Origin of the sequence: Rhodophyticola sp., from assembly GCF_965284195.1 — a bacterium.
Lineage (GTDB): Bacteria > Pseudomonadota > Alphaproteobacteria > Rhodobacterales > Rhodobacteraceae > Rhodophyticola.
Genome location: NZ_CBDIRM010000001.1, coordinates 1,546,504 through 1,562,205 on the forward strand (window position 1 = coordinate 1,546,504; position 15,702 = coordinate 1,562,205).

Below are 15,702 nucleotides of genomic sequence, written 5' to 3' on the forward strand. Positions count from 1 at the left end.
AATTTACCCCCATGCAGGCCGTATTTTATTCAGTTATTAAGAAATGGTTAAGTATTACACGGCTAGCGTTAACATATTCGATGTCAGCATCACAACGCGCTCATCCCTGCGGCATTCTCCGAAATGCGCATGACCCGATCACGGATGCAGCGGCGGCCGCCCGAATGCGGTAGCACCCGGCAACGCAAGGACAGCATGACCTACCCGATAATCAGCGATGTCATCACCTACTGGGATCGTCTGCGGGCAGACCGTGACATGCCGGATCGGGCAGAGATCGATCCGCGCGAAATCTCCGATCTGCTCAGCTACATGTTCATCCTCGATCGCACCCGCCCCGGTGTCGTGCGGTTCCGCCTGTCCGGCACCCATCTGAACGAACTGATGGGGATGGAGGTACGCGGCATGCCGGTGCGGGCCCTGTTCGAACTGCCGGAACGCGAGCGTCTGATGGCAAATGTGGAACGCGTCTTCACCGGGCCCTCGGCCGTGCACCTGCATCTTGAGGCCGGCGGCCAGGGCCGCTCTGCGCTGACGGGGCGGATGGTTCTGCTGCCGCTTCGCGGCACCGACGATACGATCAGCCGCGCGCTCGGCGTGCTCACAACCGAGGGGCTCATCGGGCAGCCGCCGCGACGGTTCCGTGTCGCGCGTGCCGATGCCACACCTCTCCTGTCCGGCCAAGCGGTTCTGGACGCGGTCTTCGACGCGGATCGGAAAAATCCCGGATTGTCGGAAGCCGCGGAACCGTTCCGGGGGGCCGGACCGCGCCACATGCCAGGAAAGCGGCCAAGGCTCTACGTCGTGAAGGGCGGCAAGCCATAGTCGCGACGCGCGGGGCCATTAACCCATATGCCGGATCGATCGCTGGAAACATGCTTAATAGCGCCACCCATCCGGACCCCTGATGCGCGGGGTCCGGACGTGGCTTTCAGCCGAGCGGCGACGCGGGCTCTAACCCACCGCGCGGGTCGCCTCACGTCCGGCAGACAGCTCCTCGGCCACCAGAAAGGCCAGTTCCAGCGACTGGCTGGCATTCAGGCGCGGATCGCAGGCGGTGTGATAGCGCGACGACAGATCCTCGTCGGTCACCGCCCGGACACCTCCGGTGCACTCGGTCACGTCCTTGCCCGTCATCTCGAAATGGACGCCGCCCGGCACCGTACCCTCGGCCCGGTGGATGGCGAAAAACTCCTGAACCTCGCGCAGCACGCTGTCGAAGGGCCGGGTCTTGTAGCCGCTGGCGGATTTGATCGTGTTGCCATGCATCGGATCGCAACACCAGACGACATTGGCGCCCTCTTCCCGAACGGTTCTGATCAGCCGCGGCAGATGATCGGCCACGCTGCCGGCTCCGAACCGCGCGATCAGGGTCAGACGCCCGGCCTCGTTTTCCGGGTTCAGCCGCGCCATCAGCAGTTTCAGATCCTCCGGCGTCGTCGTCGGCCCGCATTTCAGGCCGATCGGGTTCTGCACGCCGCGGGCAAATTCCACATGCGCACCGTCGGGCTGGCGCGTCCGGTCGCCGATCCAGATCATGTGCCCCGATCCGGCAATCGGCAGGCCGCTGGTGGAATCGATCCGGGCCAGAGCCTCTTCGTATTCCAGAAGCAAAGCCTCGTGCGAGGTATAGAAATCGACCGTCGACAGCTCATGATTGGTGTCCGAGGTCAGGCCCGCCGCGGTCATGAAATCCAGACTGTCCTGAATCCGCCCCGCCATATCGCGATAGCGTTCGGCATCCTCCCCGTCGGTGAAGCCGAGCGTCCAGGAATGCACGCGGTGGATATCGGCGAACCCGCCGGTCGAAAACGCGCGCAGCAGGTTCAGCGACGCCGCCGCCTGGGTGTAGGCCTGCAACATCCGGCTCGGGTCCGGGTTCCGCGCCTCGGGCGTGAAATCCAGCTCGTTGATGATATCGCCGCGGTAGCTGGGCAGTTCGATGCCGTTCTTCACCTCGGTCGGGGCGGAGCGCGGCTTGGCGAACTGTCCGGCCATCCGGCCCACCTTCACCACCGGCACCTTGGCGCCATAGGTCAGCACCATCGCCATCTGAAGCATCACCTTGAACGTGTCGCGGATCGCATCGGCGCTGAACTCGGCAAAGCTTTCGGCGCAGTCCCCGCCCTGCAGCAGAAACGCCTCGCCACGGGCCACGGCGCCAAGCTCGGCCTTCAGCCGCCGCGCCTCTCCGGCAAAAACCAGCGGCGGATACTTTGCAAGCTGCGCCTCGACCGAGGCCAGCGCCACCTGATCGGGATAGTCGGGCATCTGCACCCGCGGTTTCGCGCGCCAGTCCGATTTGCTCCAGCTTTGTGCCGCTGTCATGACAGCCTCCTTTGAAAACACGGCCCCGCTTATAGGGGCGACCGGCCCGGCATCCAATGGCCTATTTTAAGGTTACCGGGGATTGCCACGGATGGAAAATGATGGTTTCGCTACCAGACCGGGTTCCATCGGCATGGCATCCGGTCGGGAGGAAAGAAAGGACCGGCGTATGGCCAGCCTGAAGAACGGCGTGCCGAGCCAGCCGAAACGCTATGTGTTCGTGCTGCTTGACCAGTTCACGATGCTTTGTTTTTCCTGCGCGGTCGAGGCGCTGCGCATCGCCAACCGCATGGCCGGCGAGCAGCTCTATGACTGGTCGCTGGCCGGAGAGGGCGGCGAGATCGCCTATTGCAGCGCCGGGATCGGCTACAAGCTCGATCACGATCTGGAGGAGGTGGGGCGCGACGATATCGTCCTGCTCTGCGGCGGCATCGACGTGCAGGCCGCCACCACCAAACGGCTGCTGAACTGGCTTCGGCGGGAGGCGCGCAAGGGCGCCGTCATCGGCGGGCTCTGCACTGCGGGCTATACGCTGGCGCGCGCGGGGCTTCTGGATGGCAAACGCGCCACGATCCACTGGGAAAACCAGGACAGTTTCACCGAGGAATTCGAGGATGTGGCGCTGACGAAATCGGTCTTCGTGATCGACGGCAACCGGATCACCACCGCAGGCGGCACCGCTTCGATCGACCTGATGCTCAAGATCATCGCCACCGATCACGGCGAAGACCTAGCCAATCTGGTTGCCGATCAGTTGATCTATACGTCCATCCGCACCGATCAGGACACGCAGCGCCTGTCGATCCCCACCCGCATCGGCGTGCGGCACCCCAAGCTCGGGCAGGTGATCCGGATGATGGAGCAGAATATCGAGGACCCGATCAGCCCCTCGGTTCTGGCTTCCGAAGTGGGGATGTCGACCCGCCAGCTGGAGCGGCTGTTCCGCCGCTATCTCAACCGCTCCCCCAAGCGATACTACATGGAACTCAGGCTGGCCAAGGCGCGCAACCTTCTGATGCAGACCGATATGAGCGTGATCAACGTGGCGCTGGCCTGCGGGTTCGCCTCGCCCTCCCATTTCTCGAAATGCTACCGGGCCCATTACGACACCACCCCCTACCGGGAACGCGGCAGCCACGCGACGCGCGAAAAGGTATAGTCCCGACCGGCCTTTGCGGAGGACGGAGCCGTGGTGTTACGCGCCCGGCACCCGTGCCGCGCGCCCGCCCCGGCGTCTGGCGGCGGGCGAGGCCTCCAAGCCCTCGCGCAGGACCTGGGTCATCGGGTGCGTGTCATGCCCGGCCCCGTGGCGCTCCAGCAAGGTGGCAATCGCCGCGCGCGGGTCGGGCGCGGACAGGCTCAGCGCCCAGTCCATGAAAATCGACCGGCATTCGGGCGCGGTGATCCCCTCGATCAGATAGGCCTCGCGGATCAGCCCCTTGGGGTCGTTGATGTCGCCCGGTTTGCTCATCTGTCCTCTCCCGGTTCGGCGGTGTTCCTGTTCAGCACGGCCTCGACAAGTCTTGCGGCCTCGTCGCGGGCGCCGTCAAGGGCGCGGGCCAGTTCCGCGACCGTCTCCGCCCCCGCCGTGCGGCACAGGAACCCGCGCCCGCCGGCGCCGATCCTGTCCAGATCCAGCGGCCCGTCGGTCAGGAGCCGCGTGGCCTGCTGGACCCGGGCGAACAGGCGCTGCGCCGATGTCAGCGCCGCCACCTCATCGGCGCCCAGCCAGCCCGCCGCCTGCCCCGCCGCGATCTGGCCCGCCACGTCGCGGGCCGGCGCGCCCGCGCGCAACGCCGCGGCCTGCGCCAGAAGCTCGATATCCTGACTGCCGCCGGGGCCATCCTTGACCGCCCAGGTGCTGCCCACTCGGCCGGCCGCCTGCAACCGGCTGCGCATCTCGCGCGTATCGGCCAGCAGCCGGTCGGGCGCGGGGGCGCGCGCCAGAACGTCCAGCCGCACCGCCTCGATATCCGCCAACAGGCTTGCGTCGCCCGCCACCGGGCGGGCACGGGTCAGCGCCATATGCTCCCAGGTCCAGGCCTCCTCCATCTGATACTGCCGGAAGGCCTCCAGACCCGTGGCCACCGGCCCCTGCCGCCCCGAGGGTCGAAGCCGCATGTCCACCTCATAGAGCTTGCCTGCCGCCGTTGGCGCGCTGAGCGCGGTCACCAGCGCCTTGGTGGCCTTGGCGAACCACGCCCGCGGGTCGAGCGGGCGGCGGCCTTCGGTGATCTCCACCCCGCCGGCATCGTAGATCACGATCAGATCCAGATCGGAGCCCGCGCTGAGCCGGCCCGCGCCAAGGCTGCCCATCGCCAGCACCGCGCCGCCACGCCCTGGCGCAGGCCCGTGGCGGGTGGCCAGATCGGCGCAGACAGCGGGCCAGAGACCGGCCACCACCGCATCGGCTAGCGCGGAATACTGTGCGCCCGCATCCTCGGCCGTGATCAGCCCGCGCAGGTGATGCACCCCGATCCGGAAATGCCATTCCTTCTGCCAGCGTCGGGCCGCGTCCAGCTGCGCCTCGTAATCCAGCCCGTCCAGATGGGTGGACAGCCCGGCCGCAAGGACCTCGGACTTCGGCCACGGCTCGAAGAAGGAGCCACCCAGAACCGCATCCAGAACGCCGGAATTGCGCGACAGATACTGCGCCAGCGCGGGCGCGGTGGCGCAGATATCGACCAGCAGATCGACCAGCGGCGGGTTCGCCTTGAAGAGCGAGAAGAGCTGCACGCCCGCCGGCAGCCCGCGCAGGAACCCGTCGAAATTTCCAAGCGCCTCATCCGGGCGCGCGGCGCGCTGGAACCGGGCCAGAAGATCGGGCTTCAACTGCGCGAAGATCTCCTGCCCGCGGGTCGACCGCAGGGCAGGATATCCGGGCCAGCGGTCCACGATCTCGCGCGCCGTATCGCTCAGGCTCACCTCCGCGACGGCGGCCGGTCCGGGGGCGAAAAACGGCTCCGTCAGACGATCGACGGCCTCCAGCCGCGCCTTCAGCCCCGCCTGAAAGGCGGCGGTGTCTCCCTGCCCGCAGAACCGCGCCAGCCGGTCGAAGCCGTCGGGCGAATTGGGCAGATCATGGGTCTGCGCATCGGCGATCATCTGCAACCGGTGCTCCACCTCCCGGTGGTGGCGGTAATGCCCGCTTAGCGCCTCGGCCACGGGCGCCTCGATCCAGCCCTTGGCGGCCAGCGCCGCCAGCGCCGGCACCGTTTCACGCGCCCTGAGCTCCGGGTCCCGGCCGCCGGCCACCAATTGCCGGGTCTGGGCGAAAAACTCGATCTCGCGAATGCCGCCTGCGCCCAGCTTCATGTTATGCCCGTCCAGCGTGATCGGCCCGTGAAGCCCCTTGTGGGACCGGATCCGCTGCCGCATCTCATGGGTGTCCTGGATCGCCGCGAAATCCAGATGCTTGCGCCAGACAAAGGGCACCAGCACTTTCAGAAACCGCTTGCCCGCGGCGATGTCGCCGGCCGCCGCGCGCGCCTTGATATAGGCGCCGCGCTCCCAACTCCGTCCCTCAGCCTCGTAATACCGCTCCGCCGCGGCCATCGAGATGCAGACCGGCGTGACCGATGCATCGGGCCGCAGCCGCAGATCGGTGCGGAAGACATAACCCTCGGCCGTGTTTTCCGACAGGGTCGCCGCCATCCGCCGGGTCGCGCGGATGAACCCGGCCCGCGCCTCCATCTCGTCGGCGGGGTCGAAGCGGGTTTCGTCGAACAGGCAGATCAGATCGATATCGGAGGAATAGTTCAACTCCCCCGCGCCCATCTTGCCCATCGCCAGCGCCACCATCCCGGCCCCGCTGGCCGCGTCATCCTCGGTCATGCCCGGCAGCTTGCCGCGCCTGATCTCGGCCCCCACATGGGCGACCAGCGCGGCCTGCACAGCGGCATCGGCGAAGTCGGTCAGCGCGCCGGTCACCTCTTCCAGCGACCAGATCCCGCCCAGATCGGCCAGCGCCGTCAGCAATGCCGCGCGGCGCTTCTGCTGGCGCAGATCCCGACCGAGCGCCGGACCCTCCAGCGCCGATGTCGCGGCAAGGATCTGCTCCTGCGCGGCCTCCGGCGTACCGGCCAGCGCCGCCGCAAGCCACGCGCTTTCCTGCGCCATCAGCCGGGCCAGATAGGGGCTGCACCCCGCGGTCCCCTCGATCAGCGGGCGCAATTCACCCGGCAGATCCGGCAACAGGGCCAGCGCCTCGGCCCCTCTGTCGGGATCGAAGGCAATCGGGTGGCGGGTCAGGCGGGCGACGAAGCTCATGGCCCTTGATGGCGCGCGCGGCTCAGCCCGTCAACGCAAGCGGGGTGTCCTGGCTGAAGACGTTGATCCAGCCGGCGCCCTCGCGGCGCCAGACCGAGCTGACCAGCATTGCCTCCCACCCGCCGGCGGGCCGCTGGAAATCGGCGCGATACGCGTAAAGCACGTGATCGGGCCCAAGCCGCATCAGATGTTCCTCGCCGATCCGGTAGGCGGCAACACTCGGTCCATCGGCAAGTTGCCCGGCATGGGCGGCCCGATCCGCAAAGCCGGACGGGTAGACCCCAAGGAAATCCGCGCTCAGACAGGCCGCATCGGCACTGGGGTCCCCGGCTTTCAGCGCCTCCCAGACGGCGCGTTCGGCATTTCTGATTTCGTTGTCCATCGCCATCTCCGCGCCTCGTCTTGCTGCCCGCGACGATCCTTGCAATGGTCGCCTCCGGCAGACAAGGGACAAACCGGATGAGCAAGAGCCTGAAACGGGTGAAACGCGCATTGGCCGAGGCCGGCGTACAGGAAACCGTGCTGGAGATGCCGGCGACGACACGCACGGCCGCAGAGGCGGCGGAGGCCGCCGGGTGCGAGATCGACCAGATCGCCAAGTCGATCATTTTCCGGGCCGAAACCAGCGGACAGGCCGTGCTCTTCATCACCGCGGGCGGCAATCAGGTCGATGCCGGCAAGGCCAGTGCGCTGGCGGGTGAGCCCCTGGGCAAGGCCGATGCCACGCTGATCCGCGCACAAACCGGCTTCGCCATCGGCGGCGTGGCCCCGATCGGCCATCTCAACCCGATCCGCGCCTGGTTCGATCCGCGTCTTCTGGATTTCGCGCAGGTCTATGCCGCGGCCGGCACGCCGCGCCATATCTTCCCCGTCGCACCCGGTCTTCTGCAACAGCTGAGCGGGGCCGATCCGGCCGACTTCACGGGCTGACCCCGCCCCGCGCGCGCCATCGCCGTCGGCCATTTCGGCAGGCTCGGATCAGATCACCCGCAATACGGATCGCGCGGCGCGCAGGCCCGGCGCCTCGCCGCCCCGCCCGAGCAGTTGCATGCTGCGCGTGGCGGCCGCCTGCTGCGCGGCCCGCGCCTCCTCATCCTCCAGCAGCGTCGAGAGCGCCCCGGCGATCGGTTCCGGCAGGCATTTCTCGGCCAGAAATTCGGGCACCGTCCGGGTGCCCGACACCAGATTGACAAGGGTCACCGTGTCGACCTTCAACATCGCCCGGATCACCTGTTTCGACAGCCAGCTCATGTCATAGGCGATGACCATGGGCGTGGCCGCAGCCGCCAGTTCAAGACTGACCGTGCCCGAGGCGGCAAGCGCCACATCCGCCGCCATGAAGGCCGCGCGCTTTTCGGCCTGATAGGCGTCGGGCGTCATCGCCGTCGGGTCGAGGATCACCGGCGCATCCGGCCAGTCGGCCACCTTTTCGGCCAGAAGACTGGCCACCGCCGGAACGGTCGGCACCACCATCCGCACCTGCGGATGGGTGTCCTGCACATGCCGCAACGCCGCGCCGAAGACCGGGGACAGACGCGTCACCTCGCCCCGCCGCGACCCGGGCAGCACCAGAACCAGCGGCGCGTCCGAGGCGATCCCGTGGGCCGCGCGGAATGCGCGCGCCTCCGCCTCGCTGGCCAGCGGTTCGGTCGCCACCGGGTGGCCCACGAAATCGCAGGTCATGCCGGCGGCCTCCATCAGCCGCGGCTCGAACGGGAAAAGCGCCAGCACATGATCGATGGATCTGGCCATTTTCTGCGCCCGCCCGCTGCGCCAGGCCCAGACCGTCGGCGCAACGTAATGGATCGTGCGCATGGCTTTCGCGCGGGCCTTCACCTTGGCCGCCACACGCAGCGAAAACTCCGGAATATCGATGGTGATCAGGGCGTCGGGCCGCATCGCCACCACACGGTCCGCGGTTTCGGAGACCCGTTTCAGAAGCCCCCGCAGCCGCGGCAGGATCTCGGCAAGCCCGATAACGCTCAACTCCTCCATCGGAAACACCGTTTGCAGGCCCTCGGCCTGCATCAGCGGCCCGCCGATCCCGTGAAACTCCGTATCCGGCTGCAACGCCTTCAGCCCTGCCATCAATGCCGCCCCCAACCGGTCGCCCGAGGGCTCGCCTGCGATCAGGAACAGCCGGACGGTCATGGCGTGGCCCATATCGCGACATCGCGCGCCTCGGCCTCGGCCAATACGGCGCCGCGCTCCAGAAGCAATACGCCGCCTGCGGCGATCTCGATCCCCGCAAGCCCGGCATTGGCCGCACCCCGCACCGTGTCGGGCCCGATGACCGGCATGTCGACACGCAGATCCTGCCCCGGCTTGGGCCGCTTGACCAGAACCCCACGCGAGCCGGGCCGGGTCCGGCCCACGAAATCCAGCATCGCATCGGTGCCCTGCAACGTCTCGATCCCCAGAACCTGGCCTGCGGCCACGATCGCGCCCTGCCCCACATCCAGCGGCCCCAAGGCGGCCAGAACGGCGCGGGCGCGGGCGGCATCGGCCAGCTGGCGCTCGGTCGGGATACCGGCAAGCCCGCCCTCCCCGGCCACGAGGTCCGGGCGCAGCTCATGGGCCGCGCGCACCGCGAACCCCTCCTCTTCCAGAAGCGAGATCACGCTGCTCAGCAGCCCGTCATCCCCCTGCCCGATGGCGGCCATCAGCCGCGGCATCAGCGCGCTGGTTTCCTCATCAAGCGCGGAGGGGTCGAACCGCGGGCGCGACATCGCACCCGCCAGGCAAAGCTCGTCGATCCCCTCGGCCCGCAATGTCTTGAAAAGACGTCCTAATTGTTCGAACCGGGCCGGGATAACCGGGGCTCCGCCACACGTGATTTCCACACCTTCGAACGCCACCAGATGCGCCGGCCCCGCCTTCAGGAGCAGTGCCGGCAAGGTGCCGGCCCCGGCAATGATCGCACGCGTCATCGCCCTATCCCGGCGTCAGAAAGGAACGGTCGGTCGCCGACAGCACGAAATCCGCGATCTCCCGCACATATATGCTGTCGCCGCAGGTTTCCGGTAGGCGTCGGGCGCGATCCTGAAACGCGCCTTCGCCCTGGGCCAGCGCCTGAAACGCGGCCCTGAGCGCGGTGATGTCCTGCCGGCTCACGCCCTTGCGTTTCAGCCCCACGAGGTTCAGCCCCTGCAATTCCCCGCGTGGCGAATGGACCAGCCCGTAGGGGATGACATCATGGGTTACCATCGTGACCGCCCCGATGATCGCCCCGCGCCCGATCCGCACGAATTGATGCACCCCCGACAGCCCGCCGATGATCACGTCATCCTCGACCACGCAATGCCCCGCGAGCGATGCGTTGTTGACCATGACCACGTTGTTGCCGACCTGCGCGTCATGCGCCACATGAGAGCCGGCAAGGAAAAGCCCGTCATCGCCCACCCGGGTCACGCCGCCGCCGCCCGCGGTGCCGGTGTTCATCGTGACGCCCTCGCGGATGCGGTTGCGCTTGCCGACGATCAGCCGGGTGCGCTCGCCTGCGAATTTCCGGTCCTGGGGGATATCGCCGATATTGGCGAACGGAAAAATCACCGTGCCCGCCCCGATCTCGGTCCAGCCGGTCACCACCGCATGGGATTTCATGGTCACACCTTGGGCCAGCGTCACCTCGGGGCCCACCACGCAGAACGGGCCGATCTCGCAATCCGGCCCAATCACAGCACCCTCCTCGATCACGGCGGAGGCGTGTATTCTCGCCGATGCGTCGATGCTCATGGGGCGGCCTCGGCGGGCAGATCCATCATCGCGGTGAACTCGGCCTCGGCCGCCATCTCTCCGTCGACGGTGCCCTTGCCCAGAAACTTCCAGACCTTGCCGCCCGGTTTGCCCCGCGTGACGCTGACCGACAACTCCAGCACATCGCCGGGGGTCACCTTGCGGCGGAATTTGCACTTGTCGATCGCCATGAAATAAACCAGCAGATCCTTGTCGGCCATATCCATGCTGACCCCTACCATCACCGCAGCGGTCTGCGCCATCGCCTCGATGATCGTGACGCCGGGCATGATCGGCGCACCGGGGAAATGCCCCTGAAAATGCGGCTCGTTGAAGGTGACGTTCTTGACCCCGACGGCGCTTGTGAAGGGCTCGATCTCGCGCACCTTGTCGATCAGCAGGAACGGATATCTATGCGGAATGATCCGCTGGATCAGATGAATATCGGCGGTCGTGGGGGTGTCGGCGCTCATGGATGCCGGTATCCTTTGGTGTCGTTGCCTGCCTTGGTGCGGATCGGCCCATGGGCATGGGCTGGCGCGCATGCCACCGTGGTAGCAACTCGGCTCCTGCGCGGCAAGGTCGCTTGGCGCCTAGGGATCCGTCTGCGGAGACGATGCCTCCGGCGCGGGGCGCGGCAAAGGCGGGGACGGATCGGGCAGCGGCAGCAAGACCGCGTCACCGCCATCACCGATCTCCGCATTGACACGTGCCAGCGCGTCGGCGGTGATGTCGACGCTTTCCGCCGAAAGCAGGACGGCCCGGTTGTCCATGATCACAGCCGCCCCGCGCTCCCGCACCAATTCCAGAAGGATCGGAAAACTCAGCTCGAAAAACCGCTGGCGCGCGTCATCGGCCTGATCGCTCAGCGACTGCGCCTTGGCTTCCTGCGCCGCGCGGATCTCGCCGACGCGGGTATCGAACTCTTCGGCCAATATGCGAAAGGCGACCGGGTCCATCTGGGGCCGCTGCTCGGTCAGGCGGAGTTCCTCTTCGGTCAGTTGCGCCTCGATCTGCCGGTTTTCCGCGGCCAGACGTTCGCCCGCCGCCTCCAATTCACGCTGAACGCGCGCGCCATAAAGCGAGGTGGAAAACAACCGGTCCTGATTGAGCACCAGAATGCCCTCCGGCGCGGGCGTGGGCACCGACGGGGCGGAAAGCTGCTGCGCCAGCGCAGGCGCGCCTGCGGGCCCCTCCGCAAACAGCATAAGCGCGACCGCCAGGGTCGCGCTCAGCCAGGGCCTGCTGCGCCAAAGCGCCATGCCGCCTCTCCTTCAGAAACGCGCCTCGATCGTCAGATCGAATTCACGGGTCTGGTCATAGGGCTGGGTTTCCAGCGCCCGGCTGAAGTTGAAGCGCAAGGGCCCGATCGCCGTATCCCAGAAGATCGAGAAACCGACGGAGCTGCGGAAATGGATGTCGTCATCCACAATCGCACCACCGGCGCCCACCACATCATCCAGCCCCCAGACCGTGCCGATATCATAGAACACACCGCCCGAAATGCCGTATTCGTCCGGCAGTCCCAGAGGGAAGGCCGCCTCGAACCGGGCCACGGCGAAGTAATTGCCGCCCAATGCATCATTGTTGACCGCGTTGGTGTCACGCGGGCCCAGACCGCGCGGCTCGAAGCCGCGCATCTGCCGGCTGGACAGGAAGAAACGATCGGTGAAGCGGCTGTTGCCGTCCAGCATTTCAAGCGCACCGCCCTCGATGGTCGCGCGCAGCGTCACCTCTTCGCGGGCAATGCCCCTTTCCGCAGATGCAAGCGCCGTGGTGCGAATGTACTCGCTGTCGCCGCCAAGACCCGCCAGTTCCTGGTTGAACCGCAGCAGGACGCCTGCATTGGGGTTGAGGCCCGTATTGCGGGTGTCATAGCTGAATCCGTAGCCCAGGGAGGAGGTGACGCGCGACCCCTCCTCGCGCTGCAGGATCGGCGAACTATCGGTCGGCACGTTCAGAATGCTGTCTTCCGAGATACGATAGAAAACGCTCATTCTGCCATATTCGCTGATCGGGAAGCCAAGCGAGGTTCGCAGCCCGATATTCTCGGTGTCGAAGGCGGCGTTTTCCTGATTGGTCTCGCTATAGAAAACATCCAGACCAAACGACAGATCCCGTCGCAGGAAGGCCGGCTCCACGAAGCCGAAATTGAAGGCCCGGCTGTCCTGAGCGGTGCTGAAGGAAAACTCGACCGCCTGCCCCCGGCCGAGGAAGTTCTGCTCGGCGAAGGAGACGGCCAGACCGGTCCCGACATCGCTTGAGAAACTGACCGAAAAGCCAAGCGAGCCGGTCGGCTGCTCCTCCACATCGACATCGACGATCACCGAGTCGGGCGAGGTGCCCTGACGGCCCTCCACCTGCACATCGGAGAAATAGGCCAGCGCCCGGATCCGCTCCGAAGCCTGCCGGATCGCGCGCGGATCGAACGGATCGCCCTCGACCGTGTCGAACTGCCGCCGCACCACCCGGTCCAGCGTCGTGGCATTGCCTTCGATATCGATCCGCTCGACGAATACACGCTCGCCGCGCACCACCGCAAATTCCACATCCAGCGTCAGATCCGCATCGTTGCGGGTGATGCGGGGCTCGACACGGATGAACCGCAGACCCTGCCGCGTCGCGAGGTTTTCCATCCGGCTGATCGTGTTGTCGATCAGCCGGGGGCTGTAGGTGTTGCCGCTGCTGATGCGGATCACGTCGCGATATTCGTCGATATCGATCTCGGGCAGGTCGCTGACCACGGTGATCTCGCCGATATCGAAGCTCTGGCCCTCGCGGATGTTGAAGGTGATAAAATAGGCATCCCGCCCCCGCGCGAGTTCCGACGTCACGCTCAGGACTTCGAAATCGACATATCCCCGATCCCGGTAGAAATCGGTCAGCAACTGCTGGTCGAAAGCGATCCGATCGGCCACGAAGCTGTCACGGCGGATGATGGCGCGGAACAGACCGGCCTGCGTGCTTTCCAGCACACGGCGCAGGCGCCGGTCGGAAAACTCGCGGTTGCCGACGAAGGAGATCCGCTCGGTCTCGACGACCCGGCCCTCGGTCACTTCGAAGACCAGATCGACGCGGTTGTCGCTGCGGCGGATGATCTGCGGCGAGACGGTCGCCGTCAGCCGGCCTGCCTGGCGATAGGCATCGTTGATCGCGGCCGCATCCTGCTCGGCCACGGAGGGGGAATAGACCCGGCGCGGCTGCGAGGTCAGCAGCGGCAGCAGATCATCGTCGTTGAGACGGCGGTTGCCCTCGATACTGATCCGGTTGATCGTCGGATATTCCTGCACGATGATCACCAGGGTGGAGCCGCGCGGGACGACTTCGACGCTTTCGAACAGGCCGGATTGCTGCAGCCGCTGCTGCGCGTCATTGACCTGCCCCGCAGATACCGCCTCGCCGGGATTGATATTGGCGTAGGTCAGGATCGTACTGGCCTCGATCCGCTGATTTCCCTGAACATCGAACTGGCTGAAGCGGAAATTCTGCGCCGCGACCGGCCATGCCAGCAGGGCGACCAGGGCTACCGCCAAAAGGGCCGCAACCGCGCCCCGCCAAATCGATGCGTTCTCTGCGCGACTGCTCATCGAATCCTGCCCCGTTTCTGATCCGTATCCTCCGCTCCTGCCTACCGAAGCCGAGGGACGTTGTCAAAACGATCCATTACAGCCGGTGGGGGTTATCCACAGGCTGTGTCACAATATATACACAAGGGACGTGTTCGGGGACGTGTCGCGGCGGCCCGTCAGGGCGCGCAATCGGCCGGATCAGTAAACCGTCGCGTAAGACATCAGCCAACCGGCAATGGTCAGGGCGCCGATGATCATCAGCGGAACCAGCAGACGGTCCACATTGATCTGCATGAAAAAGCTGATGCCGCGATATCCGTCGGTGATCAGTTTCATCGTCTCCGGCCTCTCTGTGTGCCACACCAAGGGGCACTTGCCCCGTCATGGTCAGAAGATCGGCTTTGAATATGGCGCAATTTGGGCGCCGGATGGGCGCTTTGGTGATCCGCCGCCCTTAGGCATCCTACCCTTATGGGCAGAAAATGTCATTGGTCAGCGCAAAGAGCATCAAGGCCAACAGCAGCGTCAGACCGATGGACATGAAGACTTTCAGGGCCTTGTCGGAAGGCGGCTTGCCCGCCACCGCCTCATAGGCGTGAAAGATCAGGTGACCGCCGTCCAGAACGGGAATCGGAAAGAGGTTCAAGAGGCCCACCGCCGTGGACAGGACCGCGATGAACCAGATGAAATTCTCGATCCCCTGGCTGGCGGCCGCGCCGCTGGTTTCGGCAATACCGATGGGACCTTGCAGGTTGCAGCTGGAAATCGCGCCGGTGATCATGTGCCACAGGCCCGAAAGCGACGACTGGATGATGAAGCCGGTCTGGCTGACGCCGAAGCCTGCCGCCTCCCAGAGGCCCACAGGCTCGGTCACCGGCTCGAAGAACAGCCCGCCCGTGATCCCGATCAGCCAGCGGGTCTCGAACCCGCCTTCGGCCAGCGGCAGATCCATCCGCCTTGGGCTGAGCGTGACCTCCATCATCTCGCCCGCGCGCCAGACATCCAGCGCAAGCGGCGCGCCCTCCGAGGCCTCGACCGCATCGCGCAACTGGGAAAAGGCGTAGATCGGCTGCCCGTCGATTGCGCGGATCACATCGCCCCGCTCAAGCCCCGCGTCGATCGCCGCCGATTGCGGGGTCACCGCCTCGATCACCGGAATCAGGGGGAAGCTCGCCTCCACCTGCATCGCCCGGCCATCGCGCTCGATGTCGTAGGTCAGGCTTGGCGCGGGGGGCAGCGTCTCGCGGCTCAACTCATAGAGATCGGCCAGACCGTCCACCGGCTCACCGGCCACCGCGGTGACCAGATCGCCCTCCTGCAGCACGGCGATATCGGCGGGCAACATCTTTGCCGGGCCGATCCGTGCCTCCTCCACCGCCTGCCCCGATACCAGCACGACGCCCGCGAAGATCAGGATCGACAGGATGAAGTTGAAGATCGGTCCCGCCGCGACCGTCGCCGCGCGTGCCCAAAGCGGCGCGCCATGCATGGAGCGCCGGCGTTCGGCCACGTCGAGCGCATCTATCGCCGCCCCGTCCTTGCCCGAGGCCGCATCCGCATCGCCCAGAAACTTCACATAGCCGCCAAAGGGAAGCGCCGCGATCTGCCAGCGGGTGCCGTGCCGATCGACCCGGCTGGTCAGGACCGGACCGAAGCCGATGGAAAACACCTCCGCATGGATGCCGGACCAGCGGCCCACGATGTAATGTCCGTATTCGTGGATCGCGACGATGATCGACAGCGCCAGAATAAAGGCCAGGATCGTGAACGCGACACTGCCGAACTGGGGGATGAATTCCAT

15 protein-coding genes are annotated in these 15,702 nt (G+C 66.2%); 3 read left to right on the forward strand and 12 right to left on the reverse strand.

The genetic code is table 11. From position 1 onward, the window contains the following. Window positions 1-195: 195 nt before the first annotated feature. Complete coding sequence (locus tag ACQ651_RS07730; protein WP_227286596.1) at window positions 196-825, forward strand: PAS domain-containing protein; 630 nt, start codon at window positions 196-198, stop codon at window positions 823-825. 129 nt (window positions 826-954) lie between these two features. Here ACQ651_RS07730 and ACQ651_RS07735 read toward each other — a convergent pair whose 3' ends face one another. Then, window positions 955-2,328 carry a class II 3-deoxy-7-phosphoheptulonate synthase gene (locus tag ACQ651_RS07735; RefSeq protein WP_430448964.1) on the reverse strand — a complete coding sequence of 458 codons (1,374 nt, stop codon included), beginning with the start codon at window positions 2,326-2,328 and terminating at the stop codon, window positions 955-957. Between the two features lie 169 nt (window positions 2,329-2,497). Between ACQ651_RS07735 and ACQ651_RS07740 the strand changes: the two genes are divergently transcribed. Continuing rightward, a complete protein-coding gene (locus tag ACQ651_RS07740) occupies window positions 2,498-3,487 on the forward strand; it encodes a GlxA family transcriptional regulator (protein ID WP_227286599.1) in 990 nt (329 codons plus the stop codon). A 36-nt stretch (window positions 3,488-3,523) separates the two neighbouring features. Here the strand turns inward: ACQ651_RS07740 and ACQ651_RS07745 are convergent, their stop codons facing one another. The 3 genes from ACQ651_RS07745 to ACQ651_RS07755 are packed head-to-tail and all read right to left on the reverse strand — an operon-like array spanning window position 3,524 to window position 6,979. Further along, the gene (locus tag ACQ651_RS07745) at window positions 3,524-3,799 is read right to left on the reverse strand and encodes a hypothetical protein (protein WP_227286601.1); all 276 of its coding nucleotides are present in this window, start codon (window positions 3,797-3,799) and stop codon (window positions 3,524-3,526) included. Then, entirely contained in the window at window positions 3,796-6,597 is a 2,802-nt protein-coding gene (locus ACQ651_RS07750) for a glutamine-synthetase adenylyltransferase (protein WP_430448965.1), read from the reverse strand. Before ACQ651_RS07750 ends, ACQ651_RS07745 begins: the two co-directional genes overlap by 4 nt. Window positions 6,598-6,619: 22 nt before the next feature. Then, window positions 6,620-6,979 (reverse strand): nuclear transport factor 2 family protein, encoded by a 360-nt coding sequence (locus tag ACQ651_RS07755; protein WP_227286604.1) that lies wholly within the window; start codon window positions 6,977-6,979, stop codon window positions 6,620-6,622. 77 nt (window positions 6,980-7,056) lie between these two features. Between ACQ651_RS07755 and ACQ651_RS07760 the strand changes: the two genes are divergently transcribed. Next, window positions 7,057-7,527, forward strand: a complete 471-nt coding sequence (locus tag ACQ651_RS07760) for a YbaK/EbsC family protein (RefSeq protein WP_227286606.1) — start codon at window positions 7,057-7,059, stop codon at window positions 7,525-7,527. A gap of 48 nt (window positions 7,528-7,575) precedes the next feature. On the opposite strand, the gene lpxB is transcribed toward ACQ651_RS07760, so the two are convergent. The 8 genes from lpxB to rseP form a co-directional block, all read right to left on the reverse strand. Continuing rightward, window positions 7,576-8,748 (reverse strand): lipid-A-disaccharide synthase, encoded by a 1,173-nt coding sequence (gene lpxB / locus ACQ651_RS07765; RefSeq protein ID WP_430448966.1) that lies wholly within the window; start codon window positions 8,746-8,748, stop codon window positions 7,576-7,578. Beyond that, a complete protein-coding gene (locus tag ACQ651_RS07770; protein WP_227286608.1) occupies window positions 8,745-9,527 on the reverse strand; it encodes an LpxI family protein in 783 nt (260 codons plus the stop codon). The genes lpxB and ACQ651_RS07770 overlap by 4 nt, the downstream gene beginning before the upstream one ends. 4 nt (window positions 9,528-9,531) lie before the next feature. Continuing rightward, window positions 9,532-10,332, reverse strand: a complete 801-nt coding sequence (lpxA, locus tag ACQ651_RS07775) for an acyl-ACP--UDP-N-acetylglucosamine O-acyltransferase (RefSeq protein WP_227286610.1) — start codon at window positions 10,330-10,332, stop codon at window positions 9,532-9,534. Further along, complete coding sequence (gene fabZ / locus ACQ651_RS07780; protein WP_121897880.1) at window positions 10,329-10,805, reverse strand: 3-hydroxyacyl-ACP dehydratase FabZ; 477 nt, start codon at window positions 10,803-10,805, stop codon at window positions 10,329-10,331. Before fabZ ends, lpxA begins: the two co-directional genes overlap by 4 nt. Window positions 10,806-10,925: 120 nt before the next feature. After that, window positions 10,926-11,594, reverse strand: coding sequence for an OmpH family outer membrane protein (locus ACQ651_RS07785; protein ID WP_227286611.1), 669 nt, complete (start codon window positions 11,592-11,594; stop codon window positions 10,926-10,928). Window positions 11,595-11,606: 12 nt separating this feature from the next. After that, a complete protein-coding gene (bamA, locus tag ACQ651_RS07790) occupies window positions 11,607-13,919 on the reverse strand; it encodes an outer membrane protein assembly factor BamA (protein WP_430448967.1) in 2,313 nt (770 codons plus the stop codon). Between the two features lie 180 nt (window positions 13,920-14,099). Further along, complete coding sequence (locus tag ACQ651_RS07795; protein WP_199709316.1) at window positions 14,100-14,237, reverse strand: hypothetical protein; 138 nt, start codon at window positions 14,235-14,237, stop codon at window positions 14,100-14,102. A 133-nt stretch (window positions 14,238-14,370) separates the two neighbouring features. Then, a complete protein-coding gene (rseP, locus tag ACQ651_RS07800; protein ID WP_227286613.1) occupies window positions 14,371-15,702 on the reverse strand; it encodes an RIP metalloprotease RseP in 1,332 nt (443 codons plus the stop codon).

Coding starts and splice junctions, on each gene's coding strand:
- ACQ651_RS07750 (WP_430448965.1), bottom strand. CDS start 6,597: ATGAGCTTCGTCGCCCGCCTGACCCGCCACCCGATTGCCTTCGATCCC.
- rseP (WP_227286613.1), bottom strand. CDS start 15,702: ATGGAATTCATCCCCCAGTTCGGCAGTGTCGCGTTCACGATCCTGGCC.
- bamA (WP_430448967.1), bottom strand. CDS start 13,919: ATGAGCAGTCGCGCAGAGAACGCATCGATTTGGCGGGGCGCGGTTGCG.
- ACQ651_RS07730 (WP_227286596.1), top strand. CDS start 196: ATGACCTACCCGATAATCAGCGATGTCATCACCTACTGGGATCGTCTG.
- ACQ651_RS07785 (WP_227286611.1), bottom strand. CDS start 11,594: ATGGCGCTTTGGCGCAGCAGGCCCTGGCTGAGCGCGACCCTGGCGGTC.
- fabZ (WP_121897880.1), bottom strand. CDS start 10,805: ATGAGCGCCGACACCCCCACGACCGCCGATATTCATCTGATCCAGCGG.
- ACQ651_RS07795 (WP_199709316.1), bottom strand. CDS start 14,237: ATGAAACTGATCACCGACGGATATCGCGGCATCAGCTTTTTCATGCAG.
- ACQ651_RS07770 (WP_227286608.1), bottom strand. CDS start 9,527: ATGACGCGTGCGATCATTGCCGGGGCCGGCACCTTGCCGGCACTGCTC.
- ACQ651_RS07745 (WP_227286601.1), bottom strand. CDS start 3,799: ATGAGCAAACCGGGCGACATCAACGACCCCAAGGGGCTGATCCGCGAG.
- ACQ651_RS07735 (WP_430448964.1), bottom strand. CDS start 2,328: ATGACAGCGGCACAAAGCTGGAGCAAATCGGACTGGCGCGCGAAACCG.
- ACQ651_RS07760 (WP_227286606.1), top strand. CDS start 7,057: ATGAGCAAGAGCCTGAAACGGGTGAAACGCGCATTGGCCGAGGCCGGC.
- ACQ651_RS07755 (WP_227286604.1), bottom strand. CDS start 6,979: ATGGACAACGAAATCAGAAATGCCGAACGCGCCGTCTGGGAGGCGCTG.
- lpxB (WP_430448966.1), bottom strand. CDS start 8,748: ATGACCGTCCGGCTGTTCCTGATCGCAGGCGAGCCCTCGGGCGACCGG.
- ACQ651_RS07740 (WP_227286599.1), top strand. CDS start 2,498: ATGGCCAGCCTGAAGAACGGCGTGCCGAGCCAGCCGAAACGCTATGTG.
- lpxA (WP_227286610.1), bottom strand. CDS start 10,332: ATGAGCATCGACGCATCGGCGAGAATACACGCCTCCGCCGTGATCGAG.